This is a genomic window from Sphingomonas sp. BAUL-RG-20F-R05-02 (assembly GCF_022662305.1).
Lineage (GTDB): Bacteria > Pseudomonadota > Alphaproteobacteria > Sphingomonadales > Sphingomonadaceae > Sphingomonas.
Genome location: NZ_JAKNQH010000002.1, coordinates 16,980 through 37,960 on the forward strand (window position 1 = coordinate 16,980; position 20,981 = coordinate 37,960).

Annotated in this window: 12 protein-coding genes and 1 pseudogene; 6 read left to right on the forward strand and 7 right to left on the reverse strand. The window is 62.4% G+C overall.

Features of this window, described 5'->3' with window-relative positions; translation table 11 throughout:
• Positions 1 to 580 precede the first annotated feature (580 nt).
• Together L8F97_RS05120 and L8F97_RS05125 are read left to right on the forward strand one after the other, a co-directional pair.
• The gene (locus L8F97_RS05120) at positions 581 to 2,176 is read left to right on the forward strand and encodes a GH39 family glycosyl hydrolase (protein ID WP_313931903.1); all 1,596 of its coding nucleotides are present in this window, start codon (positions 581 to 583) and stop codon (positions 2,174 to 2,176) included.
• Positions 2,177 to 2,778: 602 nt separating this feature from the next.
• Positions 2,779 to 3,720: pseudogene (locus tag L8F97_RS05125) on the forward strand (IS481 family transposase).
• A 298-nt stretch (positions 3,721 to 4,018) separates the two neighbouring features.
• Here L8F97_RS05125 and L8F97_RS05130 read toward each other — a convergent pair.
• The 3 genes from L8F97_RS05130 to L8F97_RS05140 all read right to left on the reverse strand — a co-directional run bounded on the left by L8F97_RS05130 (position 4,019) and on the right by L8F97_RS05140 (position 9,168).
• On the reverse strand, positions 4,019 to 5,281 hold the full coding sequence (locus L8F97_RS05130; protein ID WP_242148240.1) for a glycoside hydrolase family 3 C-terminal domain-containing protein: 1,263 nt from the start codon (positions 5,279 to 5,281) through the stop codon (positions 4,019 to 4,021).
• Positions 5,236 to 6,336, reverse strand: a complete 1,101-nt coding sequence (locus tag L8F97_RS05135) for a glycoside hydrolase family 3 protein (RefSeq protein ID WP_242147227.1) — start codon at positions 6,334 to 6,336, stop codon at positions 5,236 to 5,238. Before L8F97_RS05135 ends, L8F97_RS05130 begins: the two co-directional genes overlap by 46 nt.
• 789 nt (positions 6,337 to 7,125) lie before the next feature.
• Positions 7,126 to 9,168, reverse strand: a complete 2,043-nt coding sequence (locus L8F97_RS05140; RefSeq protein ID WP_242147229.1) for a sialate O-acetylesterase — start codon at positions 9,166 to 9,168, stop codon at positions 7,126 to 7,128.
• Positions 9,169 to 9,244: 76 nt separating this feature from the next.
• Between L8F97_RS05140 and L8F97_RS05145 the strand changes: the two genes are divergently transcribed.
• Positions 9,245 to 10,264, forward strand: coding sequence for a cupin-like domain-containing protein (locus L8F97_RS05145; protein ID WP_242147230.1), 1,020 nt, complete (start codon positions 9,245 to 9,247; stop codon positions 10,262 to 10,264).
• Here L8F97_RS05145 and L8F97_RS05150 read toward each other — a convergent pair.
• From L8F97_RS05150 to L8F97_RS05160, 3 genes are read right to left on the reverse strand one after another with little or no spacing between them, the layout of a single operon-like run.
• Positions 10,261 to 11,772: a tryptophan halogenase family protein gene (locus tag L8F97_RS05150; RefSeq protein ID WP_242147232.1), complete on the reverse strand. Its 1,512-nt coding sequence runs from the start codon at positions 11,770 to 11,772 to the stop codon at positions 10,261 to 10,263. The genes L8F97_RS05145 and L8F97_RS05150 overlap by 4 nt on opposite strands.
• On the reverse strand, positions 11,769 to 13,205 hold the full coding sequence (locus L8F97_RS05155) for a tryptophan 7-halogenase (RefSeq protein ID WP_242147235.1): 1,437 nt from the start codon (positions 13,203 to 13,205) through the stop codon (positions 11,769 to 11,771). The genes L8F97_RS05150 and L8F97_RS05155 overlap by 4 nt, the downstream gene beginning before the upstream one ends.
• A complete protein-coding gene (locus tag L8F97_RS05160; RefSeq protein ID WP_242147237.1) occupies positions 13,202 to 14,689 on the reverse strand; it encodes a tryptophan halogenase family protein in 1,488 nt (495 codons plus the stop codon). Before L8F97_RS05160 ends, L8F97_RS05155 begins: the two co-directional genes overlap by 4 nt.
• Positions 14,690 to 14,929: 240 nt before the next feature.
• On the opposite strand from L8F97_RS05160, the gene L8F97_RS05165 reads away from it, so the two are divergent.
• Positions 14,930 to 18,271 (forward strand): TonB-dependent receptor, encoded by a 3,342-nt coding sequence (locus tag L8F97_RS05165; RefSeq protein WP_242147239.1) that lies wholly within the window; start codon positions 14,930 to 14,932, stop codon positions 18,269 to 18,271.
• A 100-nt stretch (positions 18,272 to 18,371) separates the two neighbouring features.
• On the opposite strand, the gene L8F97_RS05170 is transcribed toward L8F97_RS05165, so the two are convergent.
• On the reverse strand, positions 18,372 to 19,613 hold the full coding sequence (locus L8F97_RS05170; protein ID WP_242147241.1) for an ROK family transcriptional regulator: 1,242 nt from the start codon (positions 19,611 to 19,613) through the stop codon (positions 18,372 to 18,374).
• Positions 19,614 to 19,724: 111 nt separating this feature from the next.
• Between L8F97_RS05170 and L8F97_RS05175 the strand changes: the two genes are divergently transcribed.
• Both L8F97_RS05175 and L8F97_RS05180 read left to right on the forward strand, forming a co-directional pair.
• A complete protein-coding gene (locus L8F97_RS05175) occupies positions 19,725 to 19,997 on the forward strand; it encodes a hypothetical protein (RefSeq protein ID WP_242147243.1) in 273 nt (90 codons plus the stop codon).
• A gap of 65 nt (positions 19,998 to 20,062) precedes the next feature.
• Positions 20,063 to 20,977 carry an ROK family protein gene (locus L8F97_RS05180; RefSeq protein ID WP_242147246.1) on the forward strand — a complete coding sequence of 305 codons (915 nt, stop codon included), beginning with the start codon at positions 20,063 to 20,065 and terminating at the stop codon, positions 20,975 to 20,977.
• Positions 20,978 to 20,981: the final 4 nt, after the last annotated feature.

Below are 20,981 nucleotides of genomic sequence, written 5' to 3' on the forward strand. Positions count from 1 at the left end.
TCGTCCGGCAACCGGCGACGCGACCGTGCGGGCCGCGGCTTCGCCTGACCCGCCGCCGGTACAGACTCGCCAGATCGCGATCCGGCGGCCATGCAGGGTTATGCATGCAACCGTACGGCTTCTTCCAGGATGCATTTTGCGGCTAAACGGCGAGGATCGCGCGCGCCGCCGGTTACCCTTTGGCCGGTCCGACCGGCCGCTTTTTCCAAGTCCAGACATTGAACGTCGCCAAATTGTACGACCGGCATTGGTCGTGAGCCGTCGGAAAGGACTGCAGGATCAGACCGTCCGCTATGCACCATCCAACCGGCAAAACCGGACCGGACGGAATCCACCAAACACGGCATTCCGCTGTCGCAGAAGGCGGGACTTACGAGACGCTCAAAAGTCAGCATATTGGAGACACCGCCATAAACTTACCGGTGCCAGATCTTATCACAAAGCCGATGCGAAACGCGAGTTTGGCCAGGTGCAATTGGGAACGGATACGACAATCTAAGCTCGCCGGCCCCGTACGTTTGCTCCCCGATCGCTCAATGACACGGCCATTCAATTCCCGGGTTATCTAGTCTAAATGGTAATGATGACGTCGAGCAGATTCGCCCGTTTACTTGCTTGTGGTGCGGCACTGCCGCTCATCCTCGGCGCCGCCTCGCCAGAACCGGCGCCAGCCGAAAGGCGGATTGTGGTCAATGTCACGGCAGCTGATGCGCCGGTTGATCGGTTTTATGATTTCTCGGTCGGCTCGGACTTTCCGGGGACACTGATCCGCCAGGATAGCCAAGCGCAGCTCGGGACCGCGGTGAACGAACTTGGCTTCCGCTACCTACGCTTTCACGGCATCTTTCACGACGTGCTGGGCACCGTGCGAGTGGTCGATGGGCGGACGATCTACGACTGGAGCGGGATCGATCGCCTGTATGACAGGATGCTGGCCAAGGGCGTTCGTCCGTTCGTGGAACTGGGGTTCACCCCTGACGCGCTCAAGACATCGAACCAGACCGTGTTCTACTGGAAAGGTAACACTTCCCACCCCAAGCTCGATCAATGGCGCAGTCTGGTATATGCCTTCGTTAGGCACTGCCGCTCACGCTATGGAGAGGCTGAAGTCCGGCGCTGGTATTTCGAAGTTTGGAACGAGCCCAACCTAAAGGACTTCTGGGAGGGAGCCGACCAGAAGGCCTATTTCGATCTTTACGACACTTCGGCCAAAGCCATCAAGGCGATCGATCCTGCCTTGCGCGTCGGCGGACCTGCGACTGCCGGTGCGGATTGGATACCGGCATTCCTCGACCATGCTGCCCGTAACCGGATCCCCGTCGATTTCGTCACTACGCATACTTATGGCGTCGACGGCGGATTTCTGGATGAGCAGGGCAAGCAGGACACCAAGCTTTTGATGTCGCCCGACGCCATTGTCGGCGACGTGCGCAAGGCTCGCGCCCAGATCAAAGCCTCGCCGTTTGCCGACCTGCCGCTCTTCTTTACGGAATGGAGCGCCAGCTATACGCCACGCGACTTCGTCCACGACAGCTACATCAGCGCACCATACATCCTGTTCAAGCTAAAGCACAGCCAAGGGATGGCTCAGGGTATGAGCTACTGGACCTATTCCGATCTGTTCGAAGAGCCAGGTCCACCGCCAACACCGTTTCATGGCGGCTTTGGGCTGATGAACCGCGAGGGCATCCGCAAACCCGCATGGTTCGCCTACAAATATCTTCATGCGCTGCGCGGCAAGAGCGTATCCGTCGCCGACGAGAACGCGATGGTCGCTGTCGATGGCAGGTACACTGCCGCGCTGGTGTGGGACTGGCATCAACCCGTACAGGAGGTCAGCAACAAGCCTTTCTACACGCGCCTGGCGCCCGCAAGCGCGAGCGCACCGGTCAGCTTGGCATTCGCCCATGTCGCACCAGGGCAGTACCGGCTACGGGTGCACCGCACGGGCTTCCGTCACAACGATCCGCTCTCGGCTTATATCGACATGAAGCTGCCCGCGCAGCTAAATCAGGACCAGCTTGCGCGGATGCGTGCCCTGACCGCCGACGCTGCCGAAGTCGATCGAGTGGTTCGTGTCAGCAAAGACGAACGACTATCAGTACCCTTGTTTATGAACACCAATGATGTGGCTCTGGTAACGCTGGAGCCGGCGAACCAAAAAAACAGTAGATGATATAGCCCGGCTTCTATTCGGCCTCGAGCTTCTGTCGTCCAGCGAGCGATTAAAACGACAGTCGAAATTTGTACTTCCGCGCTTCTTCGTCACAGTTTGCCGAGTGGGACGGATCCATACGGTGACAAGTTGCGGGTAATGTCTCCAGTAGAGGTTAGCAGGACCTCCGCCCTGCCCCGGCGCTGCAGCTCCGCCTTCGCAAACCTCGAGCCCTTAACTCACGCTGCATGGTGCGGCGGCGAAGAGCAGGTCGAACGGCAGCGAGACATGGCCGGTGCATCGACCCAGTGATTTGAGGCTGAGGATCATCGAATTTCTGCATGAGCCGGCGTGGTCGCAGGCGGACTCCTATGCCGTCTGCTCGAAAGTCAGGCGCTCCGCGACGAGGGCAGTTCCTGAACGCCAGCGATTCGGGCCCTGTGGACGCAAAGCGGACGGCTCTGCGCGAGCGGCTCAAGCAGCTCGAAGCCGTACTGGCAGAAGGGCCATAGTTCCGCGGTGCCGACTTCGGCATGGTCGACGCGGTGTTCGCACCGATCTTCCAGAATTTTCCAAGCGTTTCTGGATGGCGGGCGGAACTGGTCCTGCGACGAGTGTCATCGATGTCGTCGCACGGGAGCGCCACGACCACGCACGCCTTCCGAGCAGCAATACAGGATCGCAAGCTTCGCTCTCGACGCTGACCCGGGAGCTGGGGATCAACCCGACAACAGTCGCGAGATGGCGGAAGCGGGCGATAGTCGAGGATCTGATGACCGCACCGAAGGCTCCTCATTCTACGACCCTGTCCGAGGCCGAAGAGGCGATGGTCTAGGCGTTCCGTCGGCATACGCTGTTGCCTCTCGACGACTGTCTCTTAGCGGTGCAGCCGTCGATACCGCAGCTGACACGATCAGCTCTGCATCGTTGCCTCCAGCGGCACGGCATCTGCCGCCTGCCGGACATCGAAGCCGATAAACCGAAGCGGCAACGCTTCAAGCGAGACCCGATCGGTTTCTTTAACTTCAATATTGCCGAGGTACAGACCGCCGAAGGCAATCTGTACCTATTCGTCGGCATCGACCGCACGAGCAAGTCCGCGGTTACTCAATTGGTCGACAAGGCTGACAGGCCGCGCAGCGAGGGAGTTCCTGGAACATCTGCTAAAAGCTGCGCCTTACCGCAACCATACGATCCTGACCGACAATGGTGTCCAGTTCGCCGAGCAGCCCCGCAACCGCAACACCGCCTCGTCGCGTCAGCTGCGCTTCGACATGATCTGCGAGGCAGACAACATCGAGCACCGGCTCACGAAACCCAACCACCCGTGGACGAACGGTCAGGTCGAGCGGATGAACCGCACCATCAAGGAGGCGACTGTCAAACGCTTCCATTACCACAGCCATGACCAGCTGCGGACGCACCTTGCCGACTTCATGGCGGCATACATCTTCGCCCGCCGGCTTAAGACGCTCACCGGCCTCACGCCCTACGAGTACATCGCCAAGATCTGGACGTCAGAGCCAGACCAGTTCATCGTCGACGCGATCCACCAGATGCCGTGACTAGACAGATACTCTTCTGGACCCGTTTCTTTGATTGCTCGCCGAGGTGCTAGAGGGTGGCAAGTGATGGAGGCTTTGTGAGAACGCTGAGCGCCTCGTGTGGGGTGAACTAATCAACCATGGTGCCAGCGCCATCGATTGTTTTCTGCATTTCTTCCGTTTCGATGCCAATGCCGCCCGTTACGGCACAAATAAAAGTTTTCGCGTAGACTAGATGGTGAGCTGCCGTTCAGTAGGCTTATTTCCCGCGCAAATATCGACGATTCATAGCTTAACTCGGCGATACCACGCGCTGTATCTATATCACCATCAGCTTGACCGTCTTAAGTTCTTCCACACTATTTCCAACCGAAATTGTGAACGAACCGGGCTCGACTGACCATTTCATATCGACGTCCCAGAACGCGAGCATATCGGGCGTCAAACGAAAGCGAACGGTTCTTGACTGACCCGGCATCATCGGCACACGTTCGAATGCGCGCAATTCCAAAATCGGCCTTGGAACTGAGCTTACGTCATCTCGAATGTATAATTGTATGACTTCGTCGCCGACTCTCGTCCCGATGTTGGTAACGTCGACTTCGACATCAACACTGTCTGTCTGAGCGATCGTCGCCCTGGTCAAGCGGGGTGTCGAAATTCTAAACTTCGTGTAGCTCAGCCCATGCCCAAACGAAAATACCGTGGTACGCTTCCCCTCGACATATTGATTTAAATCTGTGGACGGGTGCCGATCGTAATAGACCGGGAGTTCACCCACCGAGCGAGGAAACGAGACCGTGAGCTTACCGCCCGGGTTCACCTTGCCGAACAGAACGTCTGCAACAGCATTGCCCCCCTCTTGTCCAAGGTACCAGCATTCCAACAGCGCATTTGCCTGCTCGGCTAAGCGCTCGATCGCCAAAGCGCGACCGTTGATCAGAAGCGCCACAATCGGCTTGCCGATTGCAATCATCGCCTCGACCAAGGCATCTTGATCACCAAACAGGCTAAGCGTGCTGCGATCGCCAGGGTCACCGAACTGCACTGCTTCACGGGTGATCTCAGGTCGATCCCCAAGCACCAGAACAATCATGTCCGAGCGCTTGGCCACCACGACGGCCTCGGCGATACGAACTGCATTGTCAGCGGTTGAAGGACGTCTTAGCGGCGTACCCCAAGTATGCTCGCCGTTTGGATCGGGCTCAGTGATCCAGACGCCGTCGGCATGCTCGACCTGAACGTTGGAACCGACTGCTGCCCGGATCCCTGCGAGCACTCCCACAGCGTTCGCATTCACGCCGGAATAACCGCCGAACAGCGCCTCGGTTGCATTGGGACCGATCACCGCAAGCTTCATTGAGGACGCTGGATTCAGAGGCAACGAGCCATCATTTTTCAACAAGACAATCGACTTTTGCGCGGCTTCCCGAGCCAGTGCGACGTGCGCGGGCGCAGACACCGCTCGCACGTTCGCAGCGGTGATATAAGGATGTTCGAAAAGCCCAGCTTCGAACTTCAGGCTGAGAATACGTGCTACAGCGGCGTCGATAGCCGAGATCGAGATGCGTTCACTTCGCACCAATTCAGGGAGTCTCTGAAACGCTGCGCCAAGGGAAGCTCGGCGTCGACACCGGCCGATATTGCGAGCACCGCGGCCTCGTCATCATTTGCTGCCACGTGGTGCTGGGTCACCAAATTCTTGACCCCATCGTAATCGCTGAAATACGCACCCGTGAACATCAAGCGTTCGCGGCCGGTCTTCTGAAGCAACTCCTTGTTTGCGTGGGAGGGAACGCCGGCGATCTCGTTGTACGAGGGCATAATGATAGCCGGGTGCGTCTCGCGGATCACCTGCTGGAATGGTATTAGGTACGCTTCCCGCAATGTCCGCTCAGAAACGTCAGCAGGCGCGAGATTGATGCCGCCTTGTGGAGTTCCGTGAACAAAGTGCTTTAGTGTTGCGAAAACCCTGTCTTTAGCGAGCGGTCGCGTGGGGCCTTGCAGGCCGCGAACAGCCGCGACTCCTATTCGGCCGTTCAACCAAGGATCTTCACCAAAGAATTCTTCGACCCGGCCATAACGAGGGTCTCGCGCTAGATCGAGCACCGGCGTGAGCGCGACGGTGATGCCGCGGGCGCGGGCTTCCCTTGCTGCGACCGTATAGACCTGCTCGACTAATACGGGATCCCATGTACTCGCAAGACCGGGAGGTACCGGAAAGATCGTTGCACCCCGGGCGCTGAAACCATGAGCAAGTTCTTCATGAAACAGGGCGGGAATCCCAAGACGTGTTTCTTCAACGTGGAAACGTTGAACGGCATTAATGAAGTCGATAGTTTGCTTACTACTTCGAAAAGCGGTTTGCGTAGCTTGCGTAGTGCCGGTCGTATCCCCCGGCCGCGCGATCTGACCGATTCCGTGCGGAATGGACGCCGCAGCCTTTCTAGCGGAAAAACTGCCATCTGCGTTCATGATGCTTGTCTTCTGCTGCCACAGACAACGCATCTGTGCTGTCATCTCTTCCAATGTCATCCGGCTGAGCAGATCGTGAACCCGGTCCGCGATAGCGGCGCTCGAATTGCGATACAAAGGCCGTTCCAAGCCGGCAAAGGCGGACGATGCAAACATCAACATAGTTGAGCCAAGCAGAGTGCGGCGGGTTAGGCAGGCTCGTTTCAAGGGCGTCGCTTTCTAAGTGGATTTTCATGAGCTCACCGCGGGATCGTCGCAGTACGTCCACCTCGCGGGCAAGTCTATCAGAGGAGTTGAAAGCGTACCTCATGATTGAGTGTAACTCCGCCGAGGCAATGACGACAACTGGGCGTCAGCGGAAAGCTGCTTTCAACCGTCATGGCTGATGGTTAACGCTTCTCGCAGCTTCCACAATGTCGTTTGAATGGGTGCCGTATGGTCCTCCTTTAAATGAGGCTCTAAGCCGATCAGGTAACCATGTTAATCAGACACATTTCAGACCTTTCTGAACAAAATCAAACATAGTAAGAGGTGGAATCATGTTATGCTAAATCATACTTAGCAATACGCTAGGCATGTATACTTTTAGAATCGAGAAATTTAGCTAATATGCCTACGCCATAGGCCACAATATTCTGCATAAATACCAGGGTAATATTAACATAAAAGGCACAAGTATAGTGAATTCCGCAAGAACGTCTAGGTTTTTATTATTAGATATGCTCGAGCATCATGTCCCTGACCTTCGTTTTTCCTTGGCATAAAACTTGTCGTATGGGTACTGCCTAACGACATGGTAGCCTTACAGTGCCTTAAGTTAAGCCTATTAAACGGTCGTGTCTTTAGAGTAGATACTATTTACGTCCATCTGTTTGACGTCACGATCTGCACCCCGCAACAAGACTGACAGGATACGGATAGATCAGATGATTGTTCTTGCCACATTGGTTTTTACCGAACGACATCAGAGTTGCCGTTATGGTCCTTCACGGGGAGTTCAAACGGCACCACCGGTAGTTCGCCTCCACCATAAAGATTAGTTATTGGCGCATCTGCCCATGCATAACGCACTCTCGTGGACTGCGTATCGCCAGCACCACGTAATCGGACGATACTGCCAGCCGCTTCACCCGGAACGAAGTGACATCGCGTGACAGCACATACCTCAAACCCGATAACCACACTGGCGCCATAAGAGCGCAATCCCGCGCCTGTGTTCCGGAACTGGATGATGAGATCGCCGCCCGACCGGGTCACGGCGATCGCCTCCGGCCCGCCCACGACACCGTCGTGATGATAGGCGATCACGCGCGCGGCGTTCGCCAGCCGTTCGCCCACCACCAGCTTTTGCGAGGGATGAATATCGAACCGGTCCCCCACGTCGATCGTCACGGCAAGCGCGGCATGCGGATCGGCGCGCGCCACGCGCGCCTGCGCAGCGCGCAGCTCCGCCCAGCCCGATTCCGCCGGGTCACTGCGCGGCGTGCCGTAATTGGCGAGCTGGACGATCGCGAAGGGCAGCTCGGGCTCGCCGCTGGCGCGCCGCCAGTCCGCCATCAACATCGGCAACAGCGTGGCATATTCGTTCGCAGCGCCGACGTTCGACTCGCCCTGATACCAGGCTGCAAGCTTCCAGCCATAGCGTGCGATCGGCGCGATCATGCCGTTGTAGAGCGTCGTCAGGCTGGTCGGCACGTCCCACGGCGCGGGCGGCACCGCAAGACCGGTCGCGCGCATACCGGTACGATAGCGCCACGCGCCCTCCAGCGGAATGAGCTCTCCCGTCGTCGTCCTGATGCCGCGCATCGCGGGATCGCCGGTCGGGCCGCCGCCACCCAGCACGCGCAACACGATCTCGTTGGCACCGGCGTGGAGCGTACCCGCCGGCAGATCATAGATCCGCCACGCCCAGGCGGTGCCGCCGCTGCCGACCCGGTGACCGTTGATCCAGGTCGTGTCGAACGTGTCGACCGGACCGAGTTGCATTTGCGTCGCCGCCGCCGCTTGCGCCGCGGTCAGGTCCACGCGCTTGCGCAGCCAGACCACGCCGTCGAACCCGCTAAGCTGGGTGACACCTGCATCCTTCCAGGAACCGTTCGGCGTGTAGACCGGCCAACCCGTATCGTCGAAGCCGGGCGCGATCCACGCGCGCTCTGCCGATGCCTGCGGGTCGTGCGCGTCCCACCACGCCTCCTGGCGATGGTCTTCGTCGGCATGCGCGCCGGGCGCGTCCACGGCGAGCCGCGCCACTTGCGCGACGCGCTCGCGATACGCCGGCAGCGTGGCGAGCGCGCCGGCGCTGATCCAGCCCTGAATGGTCGTGCCGCCCCAGTCGGCGGCGACGAAGCCTACCGGGACGTGCTCGCTCTTGCGCAACGCCCGCGCCATATAATAACAGACGGCGGACGCGTCCGGAATGGTATCCGGCCCAGCGATCTTCCACGGCGCGGGATCATGCAGATCGGCGAGCGGCGCGGGCTCGCTGTCCTTGACGATGGTGGCGAACCGCAGGCCGCTGTCCGCGGGGCTGCCGAGGCCGCTCCAGGCGCCGGTCGACAGACGCGCGGGAAACTCCATGTTGGACTGGCCGCCGCACAGATAGACGTCGCCGACCATCACATCCGCAAGGTTCGTAGACACCCCGTCGGCCGTGGCGGTGAGCGTATAGGGGCCACCCGCGTGATGCGCAGGCAGCGTAGCCTGCCATTTGCCCGACGCGTCCGCGACGGCGGTGGCGGCGCCACCACCCAGCGTCACACGCACGCGCGCGTGCGGGGCGGCCTGCCCCCATATCGCCAGCGGGCGATCCCGCTGTAGCACGGAATGATCGCCGAAGATGCGCGCGAAGGTCGGTGCGTTGCCGAGCGGGGCAGCCGAGATCGGCGCCGACAGGCCGCCGAACAGCGCGACGGCGAAAATATGGACGGCGGCGCGGTACGGCATGATCTCTCCAGATGGCATGATGCGGTGCAATAGCGTAGGACGGTCCGCCATCACCGACCCCTATGCTCGCGAACGTTCCGCGCGTTAAGGGCGAAGCTGTGCAGACGCGCATGGAGCGACGAGAAACATGATTCCTTCCATCGCCACCGCGCCGCGCGTGCCGGAGATGCGCGGCATGACGGCGGAGCGCTTCGCCGCCGACGTTTTGCCCGCCTATCATCCGGTGATCCTGCGCGGGCTCGTGGCGGATTGGCCAGCGGTTGCGGCGGGACGCGCCGGGCCAGTGGCGACCGCCGACTATCTCCGCCGTTTCGACGGAGGGCGACCGGCCAGCCTGTTCGTCGGCGCACCCGAGATCGGCGGTCGCTTCTTCTACCGGGAAGAGCTGTCCGGCTTCAATTTCGAACGCGGCCAGATCACGCTGCCGCTGTTGTTGGAGACGCTGCTGAAGGAGGCCGCCAACCCGCGCCCGCCCGCGTTCTACGCCGGTGCGGCCAGCGCGCCCGAGCATTTCCCCGGCTGGACGCGCGAGAACCCGCTGCCGCTGGCGACGCCCGACGCGGTGCCGCGGATCTGGATCGGCAACGCCAGCCGTGTCTCAACGCATTATGACGTGTCGAGCAACATCGCCGCGGTGGTGGCGGGTCACCGTCGCATCGTGTTGTTCCCGCCCGAACAGACGCAAAACCTGTACGTCGGCCCGCTCGATCGCACGATGGCGGGCCAGCCGACCAGCATGGTGGATATCGAGGCACCCGACCTCGAGCGGTTTCCGAAATTCGCCGCGGCGGCGGCGGCGATGCAGGTGGCGGAACTGGCGCCGGGCGACGCGCTGTTCATCCCGTCGCTGTGGTGGCACGAAGTGCGCGCGTCAGGGCCGCTCAACGTGCTGGTAAATTTTTGGTGGGGGCAGGAAGGACAGGTGTCGCCGTTCGCTGCGCTCGTCCACGCGATCATGGCAGTCCGCGATTTGCCGGCCGGTCAGCGCGCGGCGATGCGCACCTGGTTCGACCATTATGTGTTCACCGACGACGCCCCCGCCGTCGCCGATCATTTGCCGGTGGCGGCACGCGGCATCCTCGGCCCGGCCAGTCCGGAGCGTGACGACATGATCCGCGCCTATCTGTCTCGCGCGCTCGGGCGTTAGCGTACTCGCGGAGACGCTGCGATCCGCGCGAGAACGTCACCATGGGCGGGCAGCGTCGCGGCCGCCTGCGCCATGCCCGCGCGCAGGCGGCGGATGCCATCCGCCAGCCGATCCGCGTCGAGCGCGTCCACCACCGGATCGTAGCCGTCCGGCATGATGCCCTGGCCGAGCATCACCGCCACCCAGCTCGGCACCGCGAACAGTTCGTCGTCATAGCGGAACACGCGGCCCTTGGTGCGGAACAGATCGATCTTGCGGCGCAGGCTGTCCGGCACCGCCATTGTGCGCAGGTGCCGCCAGAACGGCGAATCGTCACGCCGCGTGGCGTGGTAATGGAGGATGATGAAATCGCGGATCGAATCGTATTGATCGCCCATCTGGCGGTTATACTCGTCCCGCTCGATCCTGCCGAAGCCGGTATCTGGAAACAGCGCGAACAGTTTCGAGATGCCCTGCTGGATTAGGTGGATGCTGGTCGATTCCAGTGGTTCCAGAAAACCCCCGGCTAAGCCCAGCGCCACGACATTTCCCGACCAGAACCGCTGCCGCCGCCCGGCGCGGAACGACAGATGGCGCGGCTCTGCGGTCGGTTCGGTGTCGATATTGGCGAGCAGTAACGCCCGCGCATCGTCATCGGACAGATGCGCGCTGGAATAGACGAGGCCGTTGCCGGTGCGGTGTTGCAACGGGATGCGCCACTGCCATCCCGCCGCGTGCGCGGTCGCACGGGTGAAGGGGATGATCGGATCGCTGCGGCGCGTCGGCACAGCGACGGCGCGGTCGCAGGGCAGCCAGTGCGACCAGTCCTCGAACTCGACCCCCATCGCATCGCCGAGCAGCAGGCTGCGGAAGCCCGAGCAATCGACGAACAGCTCCCCCTCGATCCGGCGTCCGTCGTCGAGGATCAGCGCGCGGACATGGCCGGTCGCCTCGTCGCGTTCCGTACGGTCGACCCGACCCTCGATTCGGATGACGCCATCCTCCTCCGCGCGTCGGCGAAGGAAGGCGGCGTAGAGCGACGCATCGAAATGATAGGCATAGGCCAGCCCGGATAGCGGCGCGCGCGACTCGGGCGGCGGCGGCGCGAACGCGCCGCGCCGCGCCACCACATCCGCCGGCGAATACGCGCCGATCGGCCCGATGCCATCGCGGGAGCGCAGCTTCAGCCACAGCTGGTGGAAGGCGAGCCCCTCGACATCCTGCCCAAACGTGCCGAACGGATGAAAATAGCGGTCCTGCCCGGTTTCCCAGCCGACGAACTCGATGCCGAGTTTAAAACTGCCGCCGGTCGCCCGCAGGAACTCACCCTCGTCGATGCCAAGGAAGCGGTTGAATTTTAGGATCGGCGGGATCGTCGCCTCGCCCACGCCGACGGTGCCGATCGCGTCGGACTCGATCAGGGTGATCCGGCGCTGGCCGTCGTCGAGGAAGCGACCGGCGGCGGCGGCCATCATCCATCCGGCAGTGCCGCCACCGACGATCACTACCTGCCCGATCGCTCGCGTCATATCCGGTTCCCGTTATCTATCGGCAGCGCGGCCACCGTTCGTGCGAGGTCGTCCGCCATCTGCCACACAGCCGTGCGCGCCGCATCGACAGGCATGTTCAGCGCAATCGGGCCGGTAAGCTGCGGGCGCACGCCGCGACCGAGCAGGATCGCCGCCCAGACATCACGATCGACACTGTCCTCCGCCAGCGGCGACAGCGTACCACGCCGGGCGAACTGCGCCATTCGCGCGGCAAGCGGTTCGGGCGGGGCCGCCCGCGCGGCGCGTGCCCAGAACGCGCCGCGCGGGCGCGTGCCGGCGACATACAGCGCGATCGCGGTATCACGCAGCCGGTCCGCATGCAGACCGGCACGGCGGTTGTATTCGGCGAGCAGTAGCGGTGCCATCTCGCGACCGGGCAGAAGCTCCAGCGCGAGCGCGAGCTGCCCCAGCGCGATCGGATAGCCGAGCAGGCCGAGCGGACCCGGCTGAACCGCCGCCTCACCGAGCGAAAGAACGTTGCCCGACCAGCCGTCGATCAGCCGGCCAGGGTCGAGACTGACCAGTTCACACCGTGCGCCGGCGGCGCCGAGATCCTTCCGCGCCGCCGCCTCGTCGGACGTTGCGGAGAAGCCATAGCCGGTGGCGGCGGGCCAGTGCGCCTGCCATCCGCCTGGCCGCGCCCGATACGTATCGATCGCGTGATAAGGTTCCGGTGCTGCAAGCAGGAGGCGATCGACCGGAAGCATAGGCCGCCAATCCGCGACCGGCGCCGGGGCCGATCCGCGCAAGGCCCGCGCCGAGCCGCTCGCATCGACGAACAGGTCTGCTTGCCAGCGACAGCCATCGTTCATGCCGAGCTCAACGATGCCGGCGGGACCGCGTTCGATCCCGACGATGGCAAGCCCGCGCGGCGCGACCTGTACGCCCGCTTCCCGCGCCGATCCCGCCAGCGCCCCGGTCAACCGCGCCGCATCGATATGCAGCGCCGTAGCCGTACCGACCAGTGGCGAGGCCGGATGAAGCGCCTGCGGTAGAGCGGCACCGGCCGTCGCCAGCGCACAGGCGGGCACAAGATCGTGGAACGGCGGCACCGACCCGCCCTCGGCGGCGCGCAGCCAAAGCTGTTGAAGCGCGATGCCCGGCGGTGCAAGCGCCTCGCCCTCGCCGACTAGCCACGGCACGTCCGCGCCCCAATCAGCGAAGCGGCTTGCCAGTCGCAGCGCGCCGATGCCTTGCGCGGACAAGCGTCCGACGGGGATGCCGAGCTTCGCCAGCAGCGCGCCATTGGCCGGCAAAGCCACCGGCAACCGGTCGGCAAGCGCATCGGCGGGGACGGGTACGGGCAACAATAGAACGCGAGCGCGCGGCAACGCGCGTGCAAGGCCAACCGCCGCCGACAGAGCGACCACGCCGCCGCCGCACACCACGACCGAACGTATCGCCCCGGTCATGCCCGCAGCAGATCCGCGTCATGCAGGGGCATCGCCGCCACCCGAGCGGCGATCGCTTGTGACAGGCCGCCGAACGCGCGCGTCAGCCCGCCCGCATTGGGCAGATCGGCCCGCTGATCCCAGCCGTGGGGCAGAACGCCTTGTCCGAGTAAGACCGCGACCCAGCTCGGCTCAAGGAACAGGCCTTGCGTGTATTTCGCGACCTGTGCGGTCTGCCGCCACAACGAGATCTTGTCGTCGAGGCTGGGCGGCACCGCCATCGTGCGGACGTGACGCCAGAACGCCGTGTCGTCCCGCGTCGTCGCGTGATAGTGCAGGATCAGAAAATCGCGGATCCGGTCATATTCGGCATCGATGGTCGCGTTGAAGCCGTCGCGATCGACAGCGGCGATGCGGCGATTGGGGAAATGCTCGATCAGCGCGGTGATCGCTGCCTGCACGAGATAGATGCTGGTAGATTCGAGCGGCTCCAGAAACCCCGAGGCGAGACCGACCGCGACGACGTTGCCGACCCAACTGCGCCGCCGACGCCCGGCACGGAACCGGAGGAAGCGTGGTTCGGCAAGGGGCGCGCCCTCCAGCGCCGCCAGCAATGCCTCGGTTGCGTCACCATCGTCGAGGTGCGAACTCGAATAGACGTAGCCGTTGCCGATTCGGTGCCGCAGCGGAATGCGCCAGCGCCAGCCCGCCGGCATCGCGACCGCGCGGGTGAACGGTTCGATCGGGCCGGGCGGACTCTCGCACGGCATCGCGACCGCCCGATCACACGGGAGCCAGTGCGACCAGTCCTCCCACGCCTCCTCGAGTTCGCCGCCGAGCAGCAGCGACCGGAAGCCGGAACAGTCGACGAAAAGATCGCCCTCGATCCGGGTGCCGTCGGCGAGCCTGACCGCGCCGATCCGCTCGCCCAGGCCGCGTTCGACGCTGACGATGCGGCCGGGCGTGCGCGTTACGCCGCGCGCTTCCGACCACGCGCGCAGAAACGGCGCGAAGCGCGTCGCATCGAACTGATAGGCATAGCCGAAGCTGGTGGTGGGATCGTTCGGATCGTTGCCCGGCTGCTCGAAGCGGCACGCCTCCGCCGCTGTGACACCAGCGGAAAACGCGCCTATCGGCGGCACCCCGCCGGCGTGCGCGAGGCGGGCGTAATAATGGTGAAACGCAACGTCGTTGAGCGGCTGCCCAAACGTACCGAACGGGTGGATGTACCGATCACCGACGCGTCCGAAGTCGCGAAATTCTATGCCTAGCTTATAGGTCGCATCCGTCGCATGCATAAACGCACGCTCGTCGATGCCGAGGCGTTCTAGAAACGCGCGCAGATGCGGCAACGTGGCCTCGCCGACGCCGATGATGCCGATCTCCTCCGATTCGATCAGGTCGACCGAGCAGGCGGAACCGGTTAGGCCGGCAAGAGCCGCCGCCGTCATCCAGCCTGCGGTTCCCCCGCCGACAACAATGACGCGAACCGGGGCAAACGCCATCCAACGCCTTTCAATGAAAAGATTGTTGCAGGAACACCACGCGTTTTGACCATAAAATTTTCTTAAATCAACTTTCTATATTTCGCTTGAGGTTGCCGCGTCTGAACCGTAGACCCTGGCCAACGTCGCTTTCAACGGTTTGCAGAAGTGACGGCAGTCTTATCAAAGGCGCCGTTTCAGGAGAGGTGGGGAATAATGAGTCAATCGGCATATTCCGTTGAAACGCGCTCGCGTCGGCTTTTGACGACGACAGCATCCGCGCTCGCCCTTGCGGTTGCTGCGCAGGTGCCGGTGAATGCCTTTGCCCAGACCGCCCCCGCGCCAGCCACACGCGACGACGCACCCGCCACCAAAGATGCGCAAGCCGGGCAGTCCGCCGCCGCGAGCGCGGACAAGAAGCCGGTTTCGAACAGCGTTTCGATCAGCAATACCGGTGCGCAGGATCAGTCCGCCGTGACAACGTCGGACACGCAGACGCCAGCTGCCGACGGCTCGGAGCCGCAGGACGTGATCGTCACCGGCCTGCGCCAGAGCCTCGCCAACGCGCAGAACATCAAACGCAACGCCGATACAGTGGTTGACGCCATCACCGCCGAAGACATCGGCGCGCTTCCAGATCGTTCGGTCAACGAGGCGTTGCAACGCGTGCCCGGCGTTGCAATCAGCCGCTTCGCCTCGCCCAGCGATTCCCAGCACTTTTCGGTAGAAGGGTCGAGCGTCACCATACGCGGCCTCAACTACGTTCGTGGCGAATTCAATGGCCGCGACACCTTTGCTGCGACGCCAGGCCGTGAGATCGGCTTTAACGATATCCCCACCGAACTAGTCGGATCAGTCGAAGTGTTCAAGAACCTGACGGCGGATATGATCGAGGGGGGTATCGCCGGCGACGTCAACATCAACACGCGCAAGCCTTTCGACAGCAAGGATCAGCTCCTGTACCTGTCGGGTAGCGTGAACTACGGCGACCTCGAGCGCCGTAGCGCTCCGGCGATCGTCGGACTGTTCTCAAAGCAGTTTCAGCTTGGCGGTGGCGGCCGCATCGGCGTGCTCGCCAGCGGCAGCTACAACCAGCAGTACAGCCGATCAGATTCGGTGTTTCTCGCCGCCACGCTGCCGCGGTACAATGACGACACGAACGGTAACGGCGTGCAGGATGCGGGCGAAGGTCATACGATCAACGCCGGCACGCCGTACGCGAGCACGATCTACGATCATTTCCCGGTGCCTGCCGGCAAGAACGTCGTCTACGCGCCGGCTGGCGCGGGTTCGCGCACGCAGGATTTCAATCGGGAGCGGATCGGTTTCGTTGGCGCGCTGCAATATGAGAATGCCTCGGGCAACCTGCTCGTCACCGCGCAGTTCGTCCGCGCCGATGCCCGCGAAGCCTGGGTCGAGCACACCAACGAACCCAACGTCTATTATGCCGACGTCGGCAATACATATCCAGTCGGATATAATGCCGCCGCGCCGATCGCTGGGCAAAATTTTCAGAACTATACGTTCGATAACGACGGCATCTTCACCAGCGGAACTATCGCACACACCGGCGGTGCCGTGTATGGCAACAGCCCGTCCGGCACGTATGGCGCGCTGTCGCAGTTTGCACCGGGCAGTCAGTTCACCACGTTTTCAAACCGCTTTTTCTATAGCAGTTCGGTCACGCAAGATCAGTCGATCAACATCAAATGGGAGCCCACGCCTCGCCTGCACCTCAATTTTGATGGGCAGTATGTGACGGCACATGCCGAGAATGTTGACGACATTGTCGATACGGCGACCTATTCGCAGGTTAACATCGATGCGCGCAAGAGCATTCCACAGATCACGTCGATCGCTCCGGGTTTCAATACGGCTGCCTATTTCGCAAGCCCCAATGATGTTTACATGCGTGACGCGTTCAACAATCGGCAAATCAACGACGGTCACGAATGGTCGGGCAAGGCGGACGCGCAATATGATCTATCGGAAGATTCATTCCTCCGTAAGGCGCGGTTTGGCATTCGCTACTCGGACCGCGAGCAGACAGTGCGCACCAATGACTACAATAATTGGGGTGCGGTCTCTGATACATGGACTTCGGGCGGTCCGGCCTATTTGTCGAGCTATCCTGGACAGACGAGCCTATTCTCTTACGACAACTTTTTCCGAGGTGGTGCGGTAACGCCTCCGTCTACCCCGTATATCTCCGATGCAGTGTTGACCAACCATACCGCACTCGAAGCGTTGCTGCGCCAAGCAACGGCGGCGGCCGGTGGCAGCTACAAGCCGCTGGAAGATCGCGGGACGAACCTCGTCGACGGCTACTTCCTGCCAAGCGAAATCTACCAGAATAGCGAACGGACATACTCCGCCTATGCCCGTGTGGATTTCGCCGTCGACTCGATCGGCGGCGGCGCATCGAGCCTATCGGGGAACGTCGGCGTGCGCTTTGTCCGTACCACCGACAGTTCTATTGGCGCGTTGACGTTCCCGACGCCAAATCAAGTATTTACGCCTTCGGCAAACTACAGTGATGTTGCTGGGTATTGCGCGTACTCGTCGGCCCACCCTAACGGTAGCAACACAGTCCCGGCGATCTGCACCATCAGCCCGGCGCAACAGGCTTCCGCGTTGGCGTTTTCAAACGGCGCTTCGCGTCCCGACGTTGCCACGCAATCGTTCAATAAGTGGTTGCCGAGCTTCAATCTCAAATATCAGGCCAATGAGAAGCTGCTATTCCGGTTTGCAGCTTCGAAAGCGATTTCGCGGCCTAACTTCGGCAGCTTGCGGGATTACGTCGGCGTTGGCGTGTCAGGCGGCAACAGCGCCGGCAACTTTGGCTTTACGGCGAGCGCGCAGAACCCGTATCTGCGGCCGGTCGACGCGCTTCAGTTCGACCTGACCAGCGAATGGTATTTCGCCAAGGTTGGCTCGCTCACCGGTGCGGTGTTCTACAAGGATCTGTCCAACATTATTCTCGACAATTACGGCTTCACCCGCAGCCTCACCAACAACGGCGCGACCTATGACGTTCTTGTGAACGGCCCTGCGAACGCACCCGGCCATGCCCATATCAAGGGCGCGGAAGCGGCGTATCAGCAGACCTTCGACTTCCTACCGGGCGCTTTGCGCGGGCTGGGTACGCAGTTGACATTCACTTATATCGATCCGGGCAAGATCCCGAACTCGGTGCCGGCGAACGGTGCGGCTGATGGCAGCCGGCCGCCGCTGGATGTGACCGGCCTGTACAGCAACTTGCCGCTGGCCGGCCTGTCGAAGTACAATTTTAACGCGTCGGCCTTCTATGATCTATTCGGCTTCTATGCTCGTGTCGCGTATAGCTGGCGCTCGAAGTATCTGCTCACCAACCGCGATGTCGTGTTCCCGTATCTGCCGGTCTATGCGCTGGCGAGCGGGCAGCTAGATGGATCGCTGTTCTACACGGTCAACAAGCAGTTCAAAATCGGCATTCAGGCGCAGAACTTGCTGGATACGACGACCAAGACGACCTTCGTGCTGAATGGCGTGGGGCTTGAGGCACCGCGCTCGTTCTTCAAGAGCGATCGTCAGTTCCAGTTGACCGTTCGCCTGTCGCTGTAACGTGTCGGCAGGGCCGGGAGGAGACTTCCGGCCCCGCCATGATCCGCTAATCGGTCGATCGGATCGGTCCGTTAGTCTGCGGGCTTCGCCCCTCTGACGATCACCGGCCCGCCTGGATCAGGATAGCGTCGGACGGCAACAGATGATCAAGGAATGGCAGGATCGCGGCACCGATCGCGGGCGCATCTTGCGCCATGATCGCCGGACGAATTGGTGCGCGCGACGGTACGGGCAGATTTTCCATCGCAGCGTTCAACTGTTCTGCCAGACGGTGGATCAAAGACATCGGCAAACGGCCACCGATCAGGATGGCATCCGGGTCGATCAGACAATTCACCGAGACGATCGGGGCCGTCAACGCCCGAACCGCATCGTCGAGCCAGTGATCGACAATCTTGGCCGCACGTCCTTCTAGCCGGTCGAGCGCGGCTACGGTTTCGACCGGCAGCCCGGCCGCTTCCAGACGACGGAGCAGCGCGGACAGCGACACCGTGTCCTGCACGGTCGCGCCGGCGGCACCCGCGCTCGCATCCGGGATCAGACCGATCTCCCCCGAGCGGTTGCCCGCGCCGCGATGGTAGCTGCGATCGACCACCAGACCACCGCCCAGCCCCGCGCTGACCAGCAGATACAGGAAAGTCGGATTGTCGAAGCCGGTGCCGAACTCGGCCTCCCCCAGCGCGGCAGCGGCGGCGTCGTTGTCACAATGCACCTGCCACGGCAGACCGTGAAACAGATCGGCGACCTCGGTGCCGTCCCAGGCGCGGTACGCTTCGGGCTGCCCGGGCAGCGAGATTCGGCCGAGATCGTCGGGTATCGCCACGCCGATGCCGAGAATCTGGTCGCGCTTGATGTTGCCGCTGGCGATCGCACGATCCATCTCGTCACGCAGGAAGCCGCGGACGGTATCGGGCAGCGCAAATGCAACCTCCCGCGTGGTGCGGCTGCGCACTTCGCCTGCGAGATCCATCGTCACGATGGTAAGATGGTCGCGATCGATGTTGACGCCGATGCCGAACGCGCCATCGGGCTCGACCATCAATTCCAGCGGCGGTTGTCCGCGACCGCCTTGGCGGCGGCCCATCACCCGTACCAGCCCCATTTCGATAAGACGGCCGGTGATATTGGCGATGGTGGCGGCGGTCAGCCCGGTCTGGTGCGCGATCGCGACACGGGTAGTGCCGGGCGCAAGCCGGATCGCCTGCAACACGGTACGCAGATTATAATCGCCGGCGCGGGCAAGATTGGTGCCCGACAGGCTGCGCGACAATCGCCCGTCGCGAGCATCTGCGGACGGAACGCTGCGTCGATCGCCATCGGCGGGCTGAGGACGGGCCTTCACGCTAGCCATCCTGAAGGGTCACACGTCATCCGGCAGCACGTACCGGGAAAATAACCGGAGCAGCAACAGTAGAAGATTATTTAAATTGAATTTTCCTTTGGAGTAGGCAAAATGCCGGAACAGGCCGGCATGGCAAGCCGAGGGGATGCAAGAACACCACGCATTGTGATCGAACCATTATCACCTCGCAGATACAGCGAAGGTTTGCACCGCGCACTGCGATACTCCAGCAAACCGACCCGTCTTCGCTTCGAGACGATCTCCCCTGATCGAATTGCAGGAATTTTTGATGACGACATCTTTTCTTCCTCCGCGTCGCCCGCGATGGAACGCGATCGCTTTCGCGCCGGGCTTCGGCAAGGTCCGGCCGGACACATCGGGTGAGGCGGTAGCGTCCCCGCGTTGGGCGGGCGTGACCACTTGGTCGCTGTCGGCGGGGTGCGCTGATCGTGGCTGACGAGACGGGCATGCAGATCGGCATCGATGTCGGCGGCACCAAGCTCGAAGCGGCGGCGCTGAATGCGGACGGCGCGATCGTCGCGCGGCTGCGCGTTCCCAATCCCGGCAGTTACGATGGCTGCGTCCACGCCTTGGTTGATCTGGTCGCGCAGATCGAGGCGCAGATCGGTGCGCGAGGGTCCGTGGGCGTAGGGCTGCCGGGCTTCACCAGCCCGCGTGACGGGCTGGTGCGCAACGCCAACGCCACCTTCCTCAACGGCCGCCCGGTCCGGGACGACCTCACGACCGCGCTGGGGCGCCCGGTGCGTGTCGCCAACGATGCCAATTGCATGGTGTTGTCGGAAGCGGTCGACGGCGCCGGCGCGGCCGGTCGAGTGGTGTTCGGCGTGATCGTCGGCACCGGCGTCGGCGGCGGTCTGGTCGTGGATGGCCGTATCGTCGAAGGCGCCAACGGTCTCGGCGGCGAGTGGGGGCATCTGCCGGTTCCCTGGCTGCGCAACGAGGAAGCGGACGCCGCCTGCTGGTGCGGGCAATACGGTTGCATGGAGACGATGATCTCCGGCACCGGTTTCGAGCGGGTGCACCGGCTGCGAACCGGCGTGTCGCTCTCCGGGCCGGCGATCACGGCGGCGGCACGCGACGGCGACGGCGCGGCGCGTGCGTCGCTCGACAGCTATGTCGATCGGCTTGGCCGCGCCCTGGCGATGATCGTCAACATCGTCGATCCCGATGTGATCGTGCTTGCGGGCGGCATGTCGAACGTGTCCGAAATTTACGCGCCGTTGCCTGCGATCGTGCGCGCGCATGTGTTCGGTGGTGTGTGGGACGCGCCAATCGTGCCGGCGCGCTGGGGGGACTCGTCGGGCGTCCGCGGCGCGGCACGGCTGTGGCCCACCACCGCCTAGCCGC